This window comes from Metabacillus sp. GQ13, from assembly GCF_059758525.1.
The window spans coordinates 25,526-43,661 of sequence record NZ_JCAXET010000027.1 but is presented as its reverse complement, the minus strand read 5'-3'; the positions used below and the strand labels follow the sequence as shown (position 1 = coordinate 43,661).

Below are 18,136 nucleotides of genomic sequence, written 5' to 3'. Positions count from 1 at the left end.
AACCACAGATCCCATTTTCAATACTGATAACAGGCTTAGTTAATTAGCTGGAGTTAGTATCGTTCCATGGACATAGTTTAGTTAACCCTCTATGAGTGGTTAGGCAAATAGTTTAACACCATCTGCTTAAATGGTACCTCAATCATTTAAATAAATTAAAAAAACTCATCCATAAGTTGATAGTAAAAGATTTTTGATTCGACAAATTCTTTAACGCCATACTCTTTAAGAAAAAAAGGAATATATTCCTTTCCAAAATTATAGTAAATACTTCTAATTACTAAAGCTAAATCTTGATATCTGTCGGAAACTCCTGCTCTCCCCCAATCAATAAAACCACTTACTTTCCCTCCATCAATAATAATATTGGGTAAGCAATAGTCACCATGAGTAAAGACCAGATCTTCATTTATTGGTTTTTTTGAAATGAGTTCATCAAAGAGTTCCCTTGATTTAAAACCTTTTCTTACTTCATCAAAATTTTCTTCATCAACATGACCATTTTTAACCCTTATTCTTGCCTCTTCAATTTTAATATCCAAATTTTGATTAAAAGGGCAACTTTCGATACTTAAACTATGTATTGTTTTTAGCCCTAATGCTAATTGCTCAATTAATAAAGATAAATTTGCTTTATTTGATTTATCGGATGCATTAATACCTTTTATTTCTGTAATTAATAGGTATTCATTTACTTCATCCGTGTCATGATAAAGTACCTCTGGTACAGATAGCTTCCCCTGTAACCACTCTAATTTTTCTTTCTCTTGATACAGATTTTCAATAGAATTATTTGGTTGTATTTTAAGATATTGATTATTAGTAGAACCTTTCAACAAGAAAGTCATAGCATCTGACTGACCGATTGTAATTTGTTCCCATGTATATCCCTTAGTAAATCTTGCTAAGCTTTGTGGAACTTCATTCATTCATTCATTGTCACCACTTTCAAAGACTTACTCTTTATATAATTAATTATTTCTACAGTAATTTTACAATCCCTTCTTCAACTGATCTATCATTAAAATTAGTCATATTCCAAGATCTCTCCCTTTACTTGAACAACGTTTCTAAAAAAGAAAGTTCGTACCATTTAATTAACATAATCAGATGTTATCGGCATAAAAAAAGAATCTTCAATCGAAGATCCTTTTAGGTGCTTATTAGTAAAAATAACAACTTGTTGTGTCTCAACCTGTAATACAAAACGACAATAGCCCACTCACAGATACTCAATTCCAATATTTTACAAATTACTATCTGTAACATCTTTGACGGGGTGTTACTGTTTTTCACTGGATTGCTTTAGCAAAATGTTAGCAAATTCAAGCAGATAGAATGATGTAGTGGTGTTTACCTTATATTACAAAACGATATGGTTCTCCGTAACGCTCTAAAGATAGCTAAATAGTCTTTTTATCACTACAGCCAATGAATATACTATTTAGCACGGGTTAAAGGTTAAGTTAAAGGATGAACCGGCAAAAAAGACTGTTGTTCCGCATAAGGAAAAGTATCGTCAAACAAAAAAAAAATAGATTGATCTGTGATTTCGTATGATAATTATTAACATGGATACAAAACAAAGAAAGAAACCAAATCATTTGAGATTTGGTTTTCTAATCCGTTTGATATTTTCATATATTTATCTACCTAAACAATTATGCTTTTCTTTTTCTCATGAAGAGGAAGAACATGCCACTTAAGAAGAGTAAAAACCCTGCTAATAAGTACTGATAGATCGTAGTGGCAGTTTCCGGTAGTTTTTGTCCGTCGTCCGTTACAGGCTGTTGCTCTATTTCTTCCTGTTCAAAAACGGTATAGGTGCTGAAGTGATCGGTTTGTGCTGTCACGTTTCCATCTTGCCACTCTCCGCCGATTGCTTCCCATTCTTCGAGTTCTGGATTCAAATAGAATAGTTGCACCTGATTTTTATCATTTACTCTGTTGCTATCAACAGAAAAAGTCAGTGTCACTTTTTCATCGAAGGTATTTAATTCTTTTTCGCCTTGTTTGATTTCAAAATCATAGACCACACTCAATGCTTGATCTATATCAGCTAAACGCTCTAACTGAATTGATGCAGCCTCGGATGCATTAGTGAAATTGGAGGCAGCTAGTTGCAAGCTGACATTTTTCAACTGAATGATGATCGTTATACGATGCTCCTTCAGCCATTTTATTTGGTCAGAAGTAAATGCTAGGTTAACAGAATCATTATGATCACGTAAATCTATTCTTAATTCACCATGATCAGCTAGCTGATGGAGCGAATCTGTTTCGATCGTTGCCTCGCCATTGGTAACGTCAGGTGTTAAGGTAACACTGGTTTGTTTCTTTGGAGCTTTTGAATCCTCGGGATCTTCTGGATCGACAGGGTCTTTTGAATCTTCAGGATCTGGTGAAACTGGATCAGAAGTATCGATTGCTTCGATATTTGCAACGACACTATTATTGTTATAAGTGACAGTTACCTCGTAATTATCTGCAGTTATATTATCGAATTTACCTTTCACCTTGTCAGCAGTCATTAAAGTAATATTCGCAGCCTTGTCTATTTCATAATGAGAAAGATCCAAATTCAGATCCCCACCATCAAGGTATAATAGACCATCTACATTTAGTTGAGGTTTGTCATTATCCACTGCAATATCTAGGCTTCCAGCTTCCATTGTTAAGTTACCGTTTAAATTCAGAGGTTCATCTACATTAACTAAAACTGTACCATTTTCTACAAAAAGATCGCCTTCACCAAAAGCAGTCGCAGAAGTAGCTTCTAATGTGCCTCCTTGCAGCAATGTGCCTCCTGAATAACTATTACTTCCTGTCAATGTAAGTGTACCTGTCCCCTGCTTGGTAAGCATACCACTGCCAGTTATATCATTTCTCCACCAATCATGGGCATTAAATCTTCCTTTTGAAGCATCCATATTTACTGTTACATTGCTTAAAAACGCACCATATCCATCAGATGCTGTTACCAAATCAAGTCTCCCCCAACCATTTGATTCGTCTATTACAGGGTAGCCTGATTCAATTTCTGTGGTATACAATACTTCTCTACGTTGTTTATCAGTAAAATAAGGTTGACGAGTTTCCAATAAAACTTCAGCCCCTTTTGGTACTACAGGGTCTAAACCTTTTATGCCAGTTTGAGGTAATCCGTATGTAAGTTTTTCCCGATAGAATGCTTTATTTACTTCATGATCTTCCCATTTTTGTTCATCGTATGCACTTTCAAACGTATAATCCTCTGTTACCATATGTGCATATTCGTACAAGCTCATTTCTTTTGATGCAGCTAATTTACCGAATACTTCTCCAGCATTTTTATAAGCCTTATCCAATACCTCTTGGTTTTCTGTAAGGTTGTATGCGTAGGCAGTCATTGCAGTTGATTGTATTCTTGCTCCTATAACATCAAGTGGCGAGTGCATGCCAGTCACTATTCTATTTTCTCCCATTTGTGCTGCTCTAGTTAAAAATTCAGAAAATCTTTCGGGTGTTGCGTATGCAAATCCGAATGTTGACAAATAAGCTGCACTTGTATGCCCGCTTGGAAAAGCTCCGTCTTTACCTCTCCCGTCTTCCGCTTTTCTTTTTACATATTCTAATGCAGGAATTACTTCCACATTCGTTTCATATTGTTGGTAATGTCTTTCTCCCGTTTCTTTTTTACCACCTGAAGGTAATTCTTCTACTGTACTTTCACCACTGCCGATTGTTTCCCAAAGAGGTAAACCGTTCTTATCAACAACTTCTTTCACTTCTCCATTTGAATTCATTCTGTACGGTCTTGGAGAAGAGAAAAAATACTTAGAAGGGTTTGAAGAAGAAGGATTCCTAAATCTAATTAATTGAACTAAATCCATCGCATCTGAAAGTTCAGATCCATTCCATTGTCCCATTCCTTGACTTTGGTCTTCAACAGTCGTTTCTTCCAATACTTTATTCATGTCCTCTGTTGATCTGACAACACTTGTGATCGGGTTAACGATATCGACGTAGGCATTAGCTAAAGGCCCATAAGCTTCCATCATACTATATATCTTATCTCTTTGATCATCATAATAGGCCGCTAACGCCTCTTCATCCGTTCTGTTTTTAATAACGTCTTCTACATACTTAATATTAGCTGTCCAAGTCTCTGAATCTCTGATTTCTTCGTTAGCATATGTTTTCTTATCCGCTACTAACTTTGTCTCATCATTTTTATATCCATCAAAATAAACGGTAGGTCCGTCACCATAATTAGCAACCTCACCATTTGCACCTGGTTTAGTTAACGCTGTTCCGTCTCTCCAATCTGGTTGATTCATAGACCATACTTGATCAAAACCATCTAAAATACTTATAAAAGGATTAGTCGTAGCTATATTCTTTAAGTGTGAATCATTAGCATTTCCGCCATTATCCACTGCTGGTAAAGGTTGCTCAACTTCAAGAGGATTTGTATTTATTTCTCCAGTAGTCCCTTGTGGCTTTGAAGGTTTTGAATGCTCCTGACCAGAATATTGACTAGCGGCCAGAACAGGAAGCTCAAAAGAAGCCATAGTTAGAACTGCAAGTAGTAGTATTATCGATATTTTTTTCATGAATTTCATACCTTTTTTATTTCTCCTTTTCTGTTGCATATTTTCAACACACAAATTCCACTTTAAGGGATGTTTGTTAAATGAATGAGGGGAAATTGTTAAAATTTCGTAAATTTCACGTAGAGGGGAAGAGACTTATTAAAAAAATTAGCAGGTTTAGTATTAGTAGAGAAAATGCTATTGGCCTGCACCAGGTTTTGTTGCAATTGTGATAAGGTACCGTGGATATATCCCTCTTCTTACTGATCAAAGTTATATTTTTCCTCAAATCTGGATAATTCACGTTCTTTATGAAGAGAATCCTTATAGGCTTCATAGATCATAGCTATTCTGTTATTACCGGACTACGATTTTTGTTATTCTGAAAATGAAAAAACTACTATAGTTTAGGTTGACCAGCTCATGGATAAAACTAAAATCTACACGACGATACATTTTTCGTAATAAGTGATGTTCAGGTGATGAGTTATTTATTATCATAACGTACTAAGCCGTAGTTCATAAAAATACTGCACAATTGGGTGCTTTAACTTCATCTTCTCAAAATTCGTTTTTTCCAAACCATCTGTCCACCAGAGCTAGAATATTCAAAAGGATATCATTGCTCTCTATGCTTTCCTCTATAGAACTGAATAGGAACTTATTAGCTACAACGATAAAATTCGATTTACTTTCTACTGGAAAATTATTATGAATACATTAATATTCGTCGAATATTGTCGATAATATATATATTCAGACTGGGGGAAAACAAATGAAGAAGATGAAATTTCAATTGAAGGGCATATCCGGTAAGTTAATGCTTCTGATCACAATGATTATAATTGTTACTGTGGTAATTATTGGTTCAACAAGTTATATTTTCGCTAAAGATAATCTCATCGAATCAGGTAAAAGAGAATTACTTAGTATTGTACAAGGGGCTTATTCTTCAATAGAATTAATAAATCAAAGAGTTGAAAGTGGTGAATTGACACTAGAAGAAGGTTTACAACAAGCGAGAATTATCCTTAACGGACCAGTGGATCAAAATGGGAAGTACGATTATCAACAATCCCGTTTTACTTACAAAGATAATGGATATATCTTAGCTTATGACGCAGATTTAGTGTTGCAAATTCATCCTTCTAAATTAGGTGGGGCTCCATCTGATGAACAAAATCGAAACAATCGAGAACAGATAATAGCAGGAGGAAAGTCCAATAATGTTAAAGATAGATATGTCATTTATTCTGACAAACAGCCGGACGGGTCTTTTAAAGATAAATTAGCTTATACGCAATACTTCGAGCCTTGGGATTTAACGATAGGAATTACTGTTTTTCAAGAGGAATTCTATGAAGAATTGAATAACTTACAATATATTATTTTTTCAGCAACAGTTGCACTTATTCTGATTAGCTCACTTGTCTTTTACATAGCTACTCGACGTAAAATAAATATATTAAAAGAAGTAGCTAACGCATCAAAGGAAATTGCTGATGGCCATATACAAGTAACTAATCTACCCGAATCAAGTGATGAAGTTGGCCAATTGGCTGTCGCATTTAATAAAATGTCGCGACAATTACGAGACCTGATTGAAAATGTAAAGAATACTAGTGAACATCTATTGGATTCGGCGAATAATTTATCTGCCATTTCCGAAGAAACCTCTGCTAGTAGTGAAGAGGTTGGAGTAGCAGTATCTGAAATTGCTACAGGTACGCAAGCACAGGCCAATGATTTGGAAGAGATCAACCAAAGAGTCGAACTATTAACTAGCTCTATAGAAACCTTGGAAGATCATAGCAAGATTATGGCTAACTTTACGATGCAGACAGAAGTCATATCAAATGAGGGAATTGCGATTGTTCATCAATTACAGCGATCAAATGCTGATTCTATAGCGTCTTCCCAAGAAGTTAGTAATGAAATTAAAAATTTAAACACTAAAACAAAACAAATTACAAAAGTGATGGAAACAATTGAATCGATCGCTGAAGAAACGAATTTATTAGCTCTAAATGCTAGTATCGAAGCAGCAAGAGCAGGTGAATATGGTAAAGGTTTCTCTGTTGTTGCCAATGAAATAAGAAAATTAGCCGAACAATCAAAAAATGCCACACACCAAGTACACGGAGTGGTGTCCACTATTATTTCAGAAACTACTAAAACCGTCGAAACGGTAGAGGGAACGATGAAGACAGCTGAAAGGCTTAATAATGATGTAGCTTTAACACAAAGCAAATTCAATCAGATGTCTATTTCCGTTAAGCAAATAGCAGAAGCGTTACTAGCTGTTAATAAGGAAATGGAAACCATGACAACATATAATAAGCTGATGAGTGAAGGAGTCGAAAGTGCGTCCAGCGTATCTGAACAGACAGCTGCTTCTGTACAAGAAATTACTTCTTCCATCGAAGAGCAAGTTAAAGCAATTGCTAATGTTGCGAATTCAGCAGAACAATTAACAGAATTGAATACTGAATTAGATAATCTTTTGAAAAGATACACCTTATAAATATTTTAGAAACGAGGCTCTGGGACATAAGTATTAAGCTAATGATAAACCCGAATTATTAGGTGATATTTCAATTAATCTTTCGCCTAATAGTTCGGGTCTTTATTTGCTGTCTTCAATAGATTTTTTGCTTTTGCATACTATTTTTAAGGACTAGTGGAATGGAGCGGAAGACACTCGACTCCTACGGGAAGTAGAGGAAAGGCTGAGACCCCGCAGGCGAAGCCGAGGAGGCTCAGCTTCCTCCCCGTGGAAAGCGAGTGTCTGCAGCGCAATGGAACGAACTTGTTTTTCCAGCTTAACTGATTAATAGAAAACAGTATTATATATTGGATATTTTAGTATAATTTAGATTTATTCGTCTTTATGGATGATTTCTTTAATTATGTCCCAGCCTCGTTTTTATTTGTTATTATATCCTCTCTTTTTAAAAGGACATTCCGACGTTTCGTTTAATAAGAGAAACTCAATGAGTTGTTCAAATATACTTATTGTCTTTTCATAAAGGAAAGTCAATGGAAACCAAACAAGATGTCTTGTGAAAGTAATTTCGCTAGAACCTTAAATTACTTAACGATTTTTTTAAATGTCTCTACAATATTTTCTACTGTAAATCCATATTCTTGCAGTAATTTGTTTGCTGGAGCAGATGCGCCAAAGTGATCAATGGTAATCATTTTTCCAGTACGTCCGACATATTCTCTCCAGCCAAATGTAGAGCCTAATTCAATCGCAACACGTGCTGTTACATGACTAGGAATCACGCTTTCCTTATATTCTACTGTTTGTTGTTCGAAAAGATCCCAGCTTGGCATACTGACTACAGAAACATATATGCCTTCATTTTCCAGCACTTGCTGTGCTTCAAGAGCAAGTGTTACTTCTGAACCCGTCGCAAGTAAAAGACCCGCGACTTCTCCTTTTGCTTGTGATACGACATAAGCACCCTTCTTTACACCTTCATACACTTGTTCTTGATCAGCCTTAAGAGTTGGAAGATCTTGACGAGTTAATACTAAAGCAGTAGGGTGATCTTTACTTTCAAGTGCTAAACGCCATGCCGCAGCTGTTTCCTTCGCCTCTGCTGGTCTAACGACGGAAACACCAGGCATTGCACGTAATGCCGCTAAGTGCTCGATTGGCTGGTGAGTTGGTCCATCTTCCCCAACAGCAATACTGTCATGTGTAAATACATAAGTGACCGGTAACTTCATTAGCGAGGCCAGACGAATCGCTGGGCGTAAGTAATCAGAGAAAACAAAGAAGGTTGATCCAAATACTTTCACACCACCGTGAAGAGCCATCCCGTTTAATGCTGCCCCCATCGCAAATTCACGAACACCAAACCAAATATTACGTGCTGCATAACCATCTAACGCAAAGTTCTTTTCCGATGAAATCAATGTTTTGTTAGACCCTGCCAGGTCAGCAGAACCGCCGATCATTTGAGGAATCGCATTTGCTGCTGCATTTAATACTTTTCCTGAAGATGCTCTCGTTGCTATTTTTGAACCTGATTCAAAAACAGGAAGTGCTTCTTGCCAATTTACAGGAAGTTCACCTTTTACAGCACACTCAAATTGCGCTGCAAGTTCAGGATAGTCTGCTTTGTATTCTTCAAATAGTTCATTCCAAGCTTGTTCTGTGGCTTTTCCCTTTTCTACGATACTAGCAAAATGCTTCTCTACTTCTACCGGTACAGAGAATGGTTCTTCCGCTTCCCATTGATAGGCTGCCTTTGTTAGTTTAACTTCCTCTTCTCCAAGAGGTGCACCATGACTCGCTGCAGAACCTGACTTATTAGGAGAACCGAAGCCAATTGTTGTTTTAACTTCAATTAAAGTAGGGTGTTCTGTATCTGCCTTTGCTTCTTGGATCGCTCTTTGTATAGTTTCAACATCATTGCCGTCTTCTACACGCAGGACTTGCCATCCGTATGCTTTGAATCGATCTGCTACACTTTCAGAGAAAGATAGATTTAGGTCCCCATCTAGTGAAATGTCATTTGAATCATATAATACAACTAAACGACCTAACTTTAAGTGACCTGCTAGTGAAGCTGCCTCAGCAGATACGCCTTCCATTAAATCACCATCACCACAAAGGCTGTATGTATAATGGTTTATCACCTTGAAATTTTCTTTGTTGTAAGTCTCAGCAAGGTGACGTTCTGCCATAGCCATACCAACAGCCATCCCAATACCTTGACCAAGTGGTCCTGTTGTTGCATCTACACCTGCTGTATGTCCGAATTCAGGATGTCCAGGTGTTTTACTTCCCCATTGACGGAAATTTTTTAAATCATCAATCGTTAAGCCATATCCGAATAAATGAAGCATACTATATAAAAGGGCTGAACCGTGACCAGCCGACAAGATAAATCGGTCACGGTTAATCCATTCTGAATTTGCAGGATTTACTTTCATTTCCTTCGCCCACAATATATAAGCAATTGGTGCAGCCCCCATCGTAATTCCTGGGTGACCAGAGTTTGCTTTTTCTATTGCGTCAATGGATAATGTTCTAATCGTATTGATAGCTAATTGGTCAATAGTTTGATTCGTTTGTAACATTATCAATCTATTACGCTCCTTTATTATTTTCTTTAAAGACTACCTTCCCAGTAATGTCCTCATAATCTTTACACATGATTTCCCATGATTTTTCGATATCTTCATCTAATCCAAATAAACCGCTACGACCTATGATATAAATATCAGGACCGGCTGCATCAATTCTTTTAAATGTTTTCCGACTAGATGATCCATCCATTTCAATAACATATTGATATCCTTTTTCGTCTCGTAATTCTCTTAATGCTACAATTTTATCAAGGGTGCTTTCGATAAAACGTTGCCCAGCGAACCCTGGATCAACTGTCATAATTGTAATTTTATCTACTAATTCAATATAAGGGAAAATTGTTTCAATAGGCGTTTCTGGATTTAATACTACCCCTGCTTTTAATCCAGCATCATGTATTTGATCAATTAATCGAAAAGCCAAACCATCAAGTACTTCTGCATGCATGCAAATCCATTCGCACTTTATATCAACTAATTGTTGGACCCAGAAACTTGGATTCGTTACCATAAGATGGACGGACATAGGTAAATCACTTATTTTTCGTACTTCTTCGATAAACCATGGGGATAATGTAATATTGGGAACATAATGCCCATCCATAATATCAATATGATAAGAATCTACATGATTGTTTAAAAAAGTGATTTGTTCTTTAAACTTATCTAAGTCCATTGTCATCAATGATGGTGAAAATTCTACTTTTTTCATACTCTGTTTACCCTCCACAAAACTGCTATTTTCTTTAGAAATAATGGTAGGGTTTAGCGTCACCACACCCATTAGCCCTAAAGTATTGCTACGTTTACATTAACTACCTCTTAACATTTAATTGTACTTACATTTTTCTTAAATAATTTGAATATCATCTATATCAATATCATCTTCTTCAATTTCTACTTGCTCGTCTTCCTTCACATTTTTCTTAATCAGAGCCAAGGCTATACCTGTTACAAGAACATTCACTAATATGGCTACAGCTCCTGTCCATGGTTGCGACATCGTTGGTAACATAAATACGCCACCAAATGGTACAGTTGCATCTGCTCCTAACACCAAAGATACTGCTCCACCAGCCGCTCCACCAATTGCTACTGCCGTTACACAACGAACAATATCATTCATAACAATAGGAATGACACCTTCAACAATATTAACAACACCCATTGGAACTGCCGATTTCAAAGTCTCAACTTCTGTTCGTGTATAGATATTTTTCCCAAAGATTTTTGCTATAAAGTAAGCTAATCCAAATCCAATTGGTGTTGCTGTATTTACTAATTGTAAGGCTGTAATAGGTCCATTAACTCCTTCAGCCTGCATTGTCAATACAAAGGCAAAGACAGTCTTGTTAATGGGACCGCCGAAATCAACTCCACTCAATAAACCTATAATTCCACCAAATACTAACAATGAAGAAGACCCTAAACCGTTTAATGCATTTGTTAATAACGATGTAAGAGCAGAGATCGGGATACCAATAATGTAAACCATGATTAACCCACCAATAATAGAGGTGAAAAATGGAATAATTAAAGTTGGCATTAATCCTTTAGCCCATCTAGGAACTTTAAAATGTTTTAAAACAGCTACAGCAAGATAACCCGATAAATAACCTCCTAAAATCCCACCAATAAATCCTGCACCAATTGCATTAGCAGTTAAACCTATAATAAAACCTGGAGCAATCCCCGGTTTTCCTGCAATTGAATAAGAAATCCCGGTAGCAATAACGACAGGTAGTAAACCTAAACCTGCCCCACCCATAGTTGCTAAAGCATCCCAAATGGAAAACTCACCTTGTACTAATGTACCTTGACTAGTACCTCCAAAAGCCATACCAATTGCGATTAAAAAACCCGCTCCACAAACAATTGGAATCAAATATGAAATTGCCGTCAATAAATGACCTTTAAGATTTAGTTTTTTTATTCCACTCATTTTTACCCCTCCTCTTACTACAAGTCTTTTTAATTACATAAAGCATCTTTCACATCTTCAGCATCTTTCGACTGTAGCATTTTCTCAACGACTTCATCGTTCCCTAATTTCCTTGCAAATAGTGATAATAATTTTAGATGTTGTTGTGCTCCATCATTGTCCTTTCCAACAGCAAAAAGAATGATTCCTTTTACACCTTTCCCGTCGAGTGTCTCCCAAGGGATTTCTTCCTGCGTAATCCCAATCGCTACTCCTATTTTTTTTACAGAATGACTATTACCATGAGGAATCGCAATGTAATTTCCGATTCCAGTTTGTCCCACTGCTTCCCTAGCATAAATATCTTTTAAAAACTCATTAATATCTGTAATGTATTCATTTTGTAGCAACACCTCTGCTAATTCTTGGATGGCTTCTTCCTTACTTTTAACATTTATGTTGGTTTTGATTGAATTTATATCGACAATATCTTTTACTTCCATCATTTTCCCCTCCTATTCAATGACTTTCATTATTTCTTTTGACTAACAACCTCTGCCGCTTTTTCAATTAATTTATTTGGTGATTTAACAGCTATTTCTGTCGTAACTTGGATGATTCTCTTCCCTTCAAAACGTTCTCTTCCTGCGATTTTAACATCTGCAGCTAGGATAACGATGTCTGCTTCGGCTATCTGTTTTTGAGTCAATTCATTCTCTGTTCCAATCGTTCCTTGTGTTTCAATATGAATTTCATGGCCTGCTTTCTTTCCGGCGTTCTCTAATTTCTCCTGTGCGATATATGTGTGTGCGATCCCAACTGTGCATGCTGCAACTCCTACAATTTTCATGAATATTCCTCCTGTTTTTTTGAAATTTCTTTAATGAAATTTTCTTTTTCATGACTATTCAATAATCGGTTTATATACTCTTCATCTGCTAAAGCTCGGGTGAATAAGGATATTCCCTTCTTTATTTCAACGCTTTCATTTTCCTTTAATAAAATAACAATCAATAAACAGATATCCTTTGTCTGGAAATCCCATGATCGGATTGGATTTGTTAAACGGATAAATAGTATTTGACTCTTCTTTATTTGATTGCTTTCGATATGCGGCAACATCACATGTTCAGCGATTAATGTGCTGCCTACTTTTTCTCTTTCATTTAATTGATTGATGACTTCCTCTTTTTGCGAAAGATTATCCTGACATACGATTTCAGAAATAAAAGAGTGTACTTCTTCTTTTGTATTTAACTCACAATTAAAATAAACTTGATAGATTGAATTAATCTCCATGATAAATTTCCTCTATCTTTCCCTGAAGTCTCTTCTGGTCATCAATTGTAAACATCGCACTCACTAATAAATAAGGAATAAGTACTTCTTCCTTAATATGAACAGTACTCAGGATCAATTCAGCATCTGAGTATTTCTCTTTTAACAATTGGGTATTTCGTGATGCTACTACATCAACAATTTCTAACTCAGGAAATTTCTTTGAAACTTTTGCTTTTAAAAGTTCTGAAGTTCCAATTCCTGTCGTACACATAATTAGTGTTTTTATTGGGCGTTGATGTTTGCCCGTTTCAAGAGCTTTTGCAAAATAGAGGGTGATAAACCCATTCTCATCATCATTTATGGCTGGTAAGTTAACTTTTTCACTTACCAATTCGGATACGTTTGTTACGCCCAAAAATACTTCTTCATACGTTACCTTAATCTGACTTAACAAGCTGTTTTTAATTCGAATTTTATGATGCAATCGATTAAGCATCGGTTTAATATGGTTGGCTAAATCAGTAAAAATAGACTGACTGTCTATATCAATTCCTAAGCTAGTACTCATTCCTTCAATATATGCTTTAGTCACTTGGATAACTTCTGTTGAAAAAGCGGAAGTTTTAGCAAGAGATCCCTGCATTCTTGATGACACTAAATACTGATATAGAAAATAAATCTCACTATCTGGCAAAGAACTGTTCAAATATTTTTCAATATTATTGACAATTACTCTTGCAACCGGATACAAAATATCTCTTTTCATATTTTCCATTTCTTCATTAGAAATCTTATCAGTAAACAGTCTAGTAGGAACTTTTCTTGAGCGACTTAGTAGTATATATAAATGCGAGAAAATATTTACATTATATGGATAGGGAATCGTTATATCTAAATCTTCTTCGATCTTTCTTAATTGATCGGATATTAGCAAAACATCGTATTGATTAAAATTAAGTTCTTGATTCTTTTTTAAATCATCAATATCAATCGTATTAAAGATTTCAATAATATCTTTAATGGCCTTCCGAATATTAACTTCTTCCCCTATTATGACTAGTGTTCTGTTTTTTCGCTCTAGAACTAAATTGTACTTTTTAAGCTCTTCGCTCATTATTTGTTCGTCATTAAAAGTAACGGAGTCTCCTACATTATAATGACTAAATAAGTGGTAAACATTTATAGGTTTAGGCGAAGACAACAATAATTCTTCCATAATTCGTTTACGTCTCTCGTTAGGAGAAAATTGTATTTCTTTGTATTTATAATTGCTTTTTTTATAGTTAATAAATTTTTCGTAATCTAGTTTATACCCTCTCCCTCTTTCAGATATAATTAAAGGGCCGCCTTCGTACTCGTTGTTAATTTTATTTATTAAACGATATACTGTTTTTTGAGAAACATTTAGTACTTCTAGCAGATCCTTTGAAGTAACATAACCCTGATTTTTCGAAAGAAACAGTAACAGATCTTGTTCATGGTTACTTTTTGAACTCATCGCCTTGCCTCCCTGATATAATTTTAACCTATAATATGATAAACGTTTCGCTGGAAAATGGCCGTTGCAACGGTCACTTTTTTTAGCCATTCTATAAGGTTTAAGGTTTTCGCCTCTATTTAAACGTTAGTAGGGCCAACGGAAATTGTCCTTGTCTCCCTTCCAAATGGCCATCAATTTAAAACCCGAGAACGTTACTCAAAACAAAAATGGGCTAATTTCAGTAAACGTTCTCGCTTATCTCTTGGACTTAAATTTTTCACTGAAGTAGCAAATATCCAATCTCCTTTATCTAAAAAATACGTATTTTCTCACAAAGATTCCGACAACGCTGCTGTTTATAAACGTCTATAATATCAACAAAACCATCGAAATAAACAAATCAAAAGGAGGATAGTTGAAATGTCATTATAGGATAAACTGGAGCAAGCTATACAAAAGAGTACTATACTTTCTATTTTTACAACACTGGATTACTCATTATAAGATTAAGAATGATTAAAACAACTTAGACTACCAGTATAGTTACATTGAAAGCTTTCTTTCATCGTCTACCGTAAACGGTTCTTCAACAAAATGGGATAAGAGACTAAAAACAATTAGGAACAATTCCTGTAAGCTACAAAATTTATAAATCCACAAAACCACCGTTTTATAGACAAATTAAATAGCCTGCTCAAAATATCGTTTGAGCAGGCTTAGTTTGTTGTAATGTGTCTATTTAGTTGTTATCGGGCAAATTATACAAAACGTATAATTAAAGACATGAAGAAGGATATTTTGCTCCAGTAACTTAATATCAGGTTAACTTGTTACTGTACTATTTTCTCTTTAATGCAAATGCTTTAAAACGTTGCTCATTAACAAATTCATTATAAGGGTTTCATATACATTTTTTCTTATACTTGTAAACGTTCTATTGCCTCATCAAGAATAGTAATTTGTATCCGTTGTAGCTTGTGCCTTATCAAGTTATTCAATTGCTTCTCGACATTGCCTGCTTTACATGCTCATGAATAAAACTAAAATCTACACGGCGGTACATTTTTCGTAATAAATGATGTTCAGGTCAAGAGTTATTTATTATCATAACGTACTAAGCCGTAGTTCATAAAAATACTGCACAATTGGATGCTTTAACTTCATCTTCTCTGTCATGTTTAAAATTCGTTTTTTCCCAACCCGTCTGTCCACCAGAGCTAGAATATTCAAAAGGATATCATTGCTCTCTATGCTTTCCTCTATAGAAGTGGATAGGAACTTATTAGCTACAACGATAAAATTCGATTTACTTAATGATGATTGCGCTGACAAAAGTTCCTTTGCATATTCTGATAATTTTCTACCTCTTGCAATTACTTGTAGACGATCCTCCGGAACTATCCCTTTGGTTTCTTTTCTTACAGTTTCAATTTCTTCATTGTTGATTGGAATTTGGATATCTGAATCATTCTTAATTTCCAACTCCGTCTGATACCATCTGATTAAGGTAGTTATATCACTCATATTGAGTACATTCTTTTTATCTACCGCAATATAACAAAGTCCTGATTTATCAGGTAAATAACGGTAGCTGGTTGCAAGGTATTCGACCCTTCCATATAATGCAGGACAAAGAAAACTCTCCAGATTTTGCTTCAATTTACTCCAGGCCATGTCATTCTCCTTAATTTTTATATTATAAATATTTATTGAGGCAGTCGTTCTATTATCCATAATACAATAACCCACACATCGATCATACTAAATCCCACACTCTTTAAGACATACACATACATCGCTTTTTTTTGCAGAGGCTGGTGTCCCACTGGAATAAATCATGGACAGACTTGGCCTTTCAGATGATCAAATAACGAAAAATATTTATCTCCACGTAACGAAAGAAATGAAAAAAGAAGCTTCCCAAAAGTTCGCTGAACTCATGAGAAGCCTCGATTAAAATCCTCTATGTTAGAAAAATGTTAGCATTTCACTCTCACCTTACTACAAAAACCAGTCATATCAGGGGTTGGAACGGCTTATTACATCATGCCGCCCATAAGTCCACTGTTTTGTAACATGTTTAATGTGAGTTAACGTAAGTTAATTAACCCGCGTCATTAAAGGCTTTCTTATGGACAATAATGTAACATCTTTAACGTAAATTAATGGATTAATACAGGGTTATGTTACCCTTTTGTTACTCCACTTTTAAATAATTGATACATTTAAATATATAACCTTTACCTCTATCATTATCAAAAAAGGAGCATCTGTGCTACTTATTAATAAATTAAATCAAAAACCGTCTAGTTATTTAGCTAGACGGTTTAATTACTTATCTTCAACTATTTTGCAAATGTTGGTTTTTGGTTTTTCACTGATCCACTAGCAACTTTTTTATACTCTGAATCAATTACTACAGCCGGACCGATAGCGACTTTTATATATTCAGAATTGCTACCATCTACTGTAGGACCGACAAACACATTATCTCTGTTGGGTACCTTCGATGAAGTAGGATGATATTTAAGCCTTGTTCGGACATTTGCAGATTTAAAACTAGAACCAGTCCATCTAATACCATTTCTACTCATTTCATATCCCTCCAACAAATTGATTTATAGTGCCCAGCAATTCCTGGTTAACTTCAACAATTTCTTTCAAGTCTTCTTGTTCCATAATAGGCCTACCCATTATATGCACTGATACAACATGGTGTTTTCCTAAAGGGTAACATAATACATATTCCATAGCAACATGTTTACGTTGGAAAAACTGCCACTGACCAGTAAAATGGGCCTCTACCACAGAGATTTTACTTTCCTGTCCTGAGGAATAACCTTCAAACTTATAGAAGTTTCCTTTACCTACATTACCACTTACCTGACCGATTCCTTCATCCCCTTCTTTTTTCCAAATGGCTGAACCAGTTATACGAAATCCATCAGGAGCTAAAAAGGAATTTCTAACAGCTTCACTTAAGGCTTCATATTTTTCAGTTTGGTCAACCGTAGTATTTTTATTGTATTCATAAAAGAACGAAAGGATGCTCTGTTTTATGTCAAGTTGAAACTCAACGTCTCTTATGTCATCTGAAGGACTTCTAAAAGGACCTTCTTTTTCTATTGCTTTAGATATTTCACCACAGGCAAGATCCACAGCGCCTTGATAATTCCCACGTACTGCCTGTTGGTACCTTAAGATTGTTAGACCCTGTAAATCAGAAAGTATGTGAAAATCTTTTATCGTTTGATTTTCGATTAAGTCATCCCTCTCCTGGACTTCCTCAGGAACAATTGCAAATACACGCTTTCTTCGGAGTTTGCCCCAAAACAGACCCATTTCGAAAATAGTGTTATCTCTTGTGATGAAAATATATTTACCACGATGTAATGCAACATCATCTGCTGCGAAAACAAAAACTCCAAAGTCACTTAGGTCCAACTTTTCTTCTAATGCATCCATCGTGTATTCATTGGCATTAAATGCAGTATACCAAGGAGTGACTTGGGCAACTCGGTATAGACTTTGGTAGACAGCACGAGAATAATCTATTGCTTCTCTTGAAGATCCTATAAATAATTCAGGTTTAAAACTTTCAGTAGACATGTATTTTCCCCTTCAAATAAATACTTTTACTAAATTATAACAAATATTTTCAATTATTTGGACATTTGTCTATTATTCAATAATAATTTGTTGTCACTAAGGATCTTTGACACACTAAAAAACCCGCCATTTTTGGCGAGCTTTTATTTTTGTTTAGATGTTTCT

14 protein-coding genes and 2 pseudogenes are annotated in these 18,136 nt (G+C 35.3%); 3 read left to right on the top strand and 13 right to left on the bottom strand.

Annotated elements, in window-relative coordinates; genetic code table 11:
• Nucleotides 1-155: 155 nt before the first annotated feature.
• The 3 genes and pseudogenes from AC6CHR_RS23555 to AC6CHR_RS23545 form a co-directional block, all read right to left on the bottom strand.
• Nucleotides 156-929 carry an APH(3') family aminoglycoside O-phosphotransferase gene (locus AC6CHR_RS23555; protein WP_498251571.1) on the bottom strand — a complete coding sequence of 258 codons (774 nt, stop codon included), beginning with the start codon at nucleotides 927-929 and terminating at the stop codon, nucleotides 156-158.
• Nucleotides 930-1,661: 732 nt separating this feature from the next.
• Nucleotides 1,662-4,604 carry a phosphatase PAP2 family protein gene (locus AC6CHR_RS23550; protein ID WP_498251570.1) on the bottom strand — a complete coding sequence of 981 codons (2,943 nt, stop codon included), beginning with the start codon at nucleotides 4,602-4,604 and terminating at the stop codon, nucleotides 1,662-1,664.
• Between the two features lie 467 nt (nucleotides 4,605-5,071).
• A pseudogene (locus AC6CHR_RS23545) lies at nucleotides 5,072-5,267 on the bottom strand (SF0329 family protein); the annotation flags it as partial.
• Between the two features lie 82 nt (nucleotides 5,268-5,349).
• On the opposite strand from AC6CHR_RS23545, the gene AC6CHR_RS23540 reads away from it, so the two are divergent.
• Entirely contained in the window at nucleotides 5,350-7,098 is a 1,749-nt protein-coding gene (locus AC6CHR_RS23540; protein WP_498251569.1) for a methyl-accepting chemotaxis protein, read from the top strand.
• A gap of 566 nt (nucleotides 7,099-7,664) precedes the next feature.
• On the opposite strand, the gene tkt is transcribed toward AC6CHR_RS23540, so the two are convergent.
• From tkt to AC6CHR_RS23505, 7 genes are all read right to left on the bottom strand, one after another.
• The gene (gene tkt / locus AC6CHR_RS23535; protein WP_498251574.1) at nucleotides 7,665-9,671 is read right to left on the bottom strand and encodes a transketolase; all 2,007 of its coding nucleotides are present in this window, start codon (nucleotides 9,669-9,671) and stop codon (nucleotides 7,665-7,667) included.
• 10 nt (nucleotides 9,672-9,681) lie between these two features.
• Nucleotides 9,682-10,392 (bottom strand): D-allulose 6-phosphate 3-epimerase, encoded by a 711-nt coding sequence (alsE, locus tag AC6CHR_RS23530; RefSeq protein ID WP_498251567.1) that lies wholly within the window; start codon nucleotides 10,390-10,392, stop codon nucleotides 9,682-9,684.
• 138 nt (nucleotides 10,393-10,530) lie between these two features.
• On the bottom strand, nucleotides 10,531-11,622 hold the full coding sequence (locus AC6CHR_RS23525) for a PTS fructose transporter subunit IIC (protein WP_498251566.1): 1,092 nt from the start codon (nucleotides 11,620-11,622) through the stop codon (nucleotides 10,531-10,533).
• Between the two features lie 29 nt (nucleotides 11,623-11,651).
• Nucleotides 11,652-12,104, bottom strand: coding sequence for a PTS sugar transporter subunit IIA (locus AC6CHR_RS23520; protein WP_498251565.1), 453 nt, complete (start codon nucleotides 12,102-12,104; stop codon nucleotides 11,652-11,654).
• 29 nt (nucleotides 12,105-12,133) lie between these two features.
• Nucleotides 12,134-12,451: a PTS fructose transporter subunit IIB gene (locus AC6CHR_RS23515; protein WP_498251564.1), complete on the bottom strand. Its 318-nt coding sequence runs from the start codon at nucleotides 12,449-12,451 to the stop codon at nucleotides 12,134-12,136.
• Nucleotides 12,448-12,900 carry a PTS sugar transporter subunit IIA gene (locus AC6CHR_RS23510; RefSeq protein ID WP_498251563.1) on the bottom strand — a complete coding sequence of 151 codons (453 nt, stop codon included), beginning with the start codon at nucleotides 12,898-12,900 and terminating at the stop codon, nucleotides 12,448-12,450. Before AC6CHR_RS23510 ends, AC6CHR_RS23515 begins: the two co-directional genes overlap by 4 nt.
• Nucleotides 12,890-14,380 carry a BglG family transcription antiterminator gene (locus AC6CHR_RS23505; RefSeq protein ID WP_498251562.1) on the bottom strand — a complete coding sequence of 497 codons (1,491 nt, stop codon included), beginning with the start codon at nucleotides 14,378-14,380 and terminating at the stop codon, nucleotides 12,890-12,892. The genes AC6CHR_RS23510 and AC6CHR_RS23505 overlap by 11 nt, the downstream gene beginning before the upstream one ends.
• A gap of 144 nt (nucleotides 14,381-14,524) precedes the next feature.
• On the opposite strand from AC6CHR_RS23505, the gene AC6CHR_RS23500 reads away from it, so the two are divergent.
• On the top strand, nucleotides 14,525-14,734 hold the full coding sequence (locus AC6CHR_RS23500) for a DUF1413 domain-containing protein (protein WP_498251573.1): 210 nt from the start codon (nucleotides 14,525-14,527) through the stop codon (nucleotides 14,732-14,734).
• Between the two features lie 732 nt (nucleotides 14,735-15,466).
• Here AC6CHR_RS23500 and AC6CHR_RS23495 read toward each other — a convergent pair.
• Nucleotides 15,467-16,036 (bottom strand): SF0329 family protein, encoded by a 570-nt coding sequence (locus AC6CHR_RS23495; protein ID WP_498251561.1) that lies wholly within the window; start codon nucleotides 16,034-16,036, stop codon nucleotides 15,467-15,469.
• A gap of 94 nt (nucleotides 16,037-16,130) precedes the next feature.
• Here AC6CHR_RS23495 and AC6CHR_RS23490 point away from each other — a divergent pair.
• Nucleotides 16,131-16,319: pseudogene (locus AC6CHR_RS23490) on the top strand (tyrosine-type recombinase/integrase); the annotation flags it as partial.
• A gap of 388 nt (nucleotides 16,320-16,707) precedes the next feature.
• Here AC6CHR_RS23490 and AC6CHR_RS23485 read toward each other — a convergent pair.
• Both AC6CHR_RS23485 and AC6CHR_RS23480 read right to left on the bottom strand, forming a co-directional pair.
• A complete protein-coding gene (locus tag AC6CHR_RS23485; RefSeq protein WP_498251560.1) occupies nucleotides 16,708-16,956 on the bottom strand; it encodes a hypothetical protein in 249 nt (82 codons plus the stop codon).
• A gap of 1 nt (nucleotide 16,957) precedes the next feature.
• Nucleotides 16,958-17,971 (bottom strand): TIR domain-containing protein, encoded by a 1,014-nt coding sequence (locus AC6CHR_RS23480; RefSeq protein ID WP_498251558.1) that lies wholly within the window; start codon nucleotides 17,969-17,971, stop codon nucleotides 16,958-16,960.
• Nucleotides 17,972-18,136 lie beyond the last annotated feature (165 nt).